Below are 1,162 nucleotides of genomic sequence, written 5' to 3' on the forward strand. Positions count from 1 at the left end.
GATGGCAGCACACTTATCATCCACAATAACGGTTTTGATAATGGTTTTAACCGTTTCAGAAGCCACTGCTGCCTCATCACGTTCCCTAAGGTTATTTCGTGAAATTTCATTGAATGTTACCGATAGCTCTAAAACAGTGGACAATATGAATTGATTGGCAGCAAGCTCATTTGATTTTTTATCAAACTTATCACTCAATTTGTCGTAATCATTCACAACCCAAATAAGCCAAAATAGCAAAATGGCACAAGCGGCCATTAATGCTTTAGTTAACATGTTCATGGGTATGACTTGCGTGAAAGCTGGAAGTGAGGGCCATCTTTAAAACTTGTCCAGTTACCGCCCCACTCAACATCAATACCTAGTTCATCACCTGCCTGCAGCATGGCATCAGCAACCAGCTTGAACTTAGACCAATCATTCCAAGGAATTTCACGACCCACTAACGGGGCACAATCTACGGCATGGCCAGTTAAGTGTCGGCTATTCATCGTCTGACTTTTTTTACTTTTTACTAAATCACGTTGTCGGGCTTCAGTTCGCTTACCTTCAATGACCATAAAATCAATGCTGGTTAATTCAAGAGCTCGACGAGTAACTTTAACTAGATCGGGATGAACGCCGCGCAAATTCTCTTCACTGCGGTTGCTAAATTTGAATTTACTCATTTCTTCACCATAAAAGTAAAAGGCCGCTTAATGAGCAGCCAGATTGATTTGACTCGAGCGATTAATTTACTGAAAACGACAACCGACATGATATTTCCGCCAACGGCGAATATGACGACAAAAAATACACCACTAAACAATACATCTGATGATGCTGCTATACGCTCGCCCACCGCCGTTTGATAAATTTGATAAACCCAACAAACAAATAAGACGGTGCCAATAATCGAATCTCGACGCTTAGCATAACGGCATAAAAACACCGTGATTGCTGAGGCGGACTTAAACAAAATATCAGCAGTCCCTAGTGGGTGAGTATCTATCCAGCGGGCTATATCCATAAAAATCGTTAAGAAGGCATCCATCAGTTACCCCCTTTATTTCGCCAATCTTTAATGGCTTGTACGATACCGCTGCAGTTTCGGTCTATTGATGCTGCAATACGACTAAACAACTTTCTAAGGTTGTCTTTGTTTGCAGCTAGCACCAAAACA

3 protein-coding genes are annotated in these 1,162 nt (G+C 41.5%); all 3 read right to left on the reverse strand.

The window, feature by feature from the left end; genetic code table 11:
• Window positions 1-282 (reverse strand): hypothetical protein (locus PSF28_RS22585; protein WP_272685678.1); only part of this gene is annotated, 282 nt, incomplete at its 3' end.
• On the reverse strand, window positions 279-668 hold the full coding sequence (locus PSF28_RS22590; protein WP_272685679.1) for a M15 family metallopeptidase: 390 nt from the start codon (window positions 666-668) through the stop codon (window positions 279-281). The genes PSF28_RS22590 and PSF28_RS22585, both read right to left, overlap by 4 nt.
• Window positions 665-1,033 (reverse strand): hypothetical protein, encoded by a 369-nt coding sequence (locus tag PSF28_RS22595; protein WP_272685680.1) that lies wholly within the window; start codon window positions 1,031-1,033, stop codon window positions 665-667. Before PSF28_RS22595 ends, PSF28_RS22590 begins: the two co-directional genes overlap by 4 nt.
• Between the last annotated feature and the right edge of the window lie 129 nt (window positions 1,034-1,162).

Source organism: Providencia sp. PROV130 (genome assembly GCF_028482225.1).
GTDB lineage: Bacteria > Pseudomonadota > Gammaproteobacteria > Enterobacterales > Enterobacteriaceae > Providencia > Providencia rettgeri.

Excerpts from the sequence above, each read along its gene's own strand:
- PSF28_RS22590 (WP_272685679.1), bottom strand. The coding sequence starts at position 668 with ATGAGTAAATTCAAATTTAGCAACCGCAGTGAAGAGAATTTGCGCGGC.
- PSF28_RS22595 (WP_272685680.1), bottom strand. The coding sequence starts at position 1,033 with ATGGATGCCTTCTTAACGATTTTTATGGATATAGCCCGCTGGATAGAT.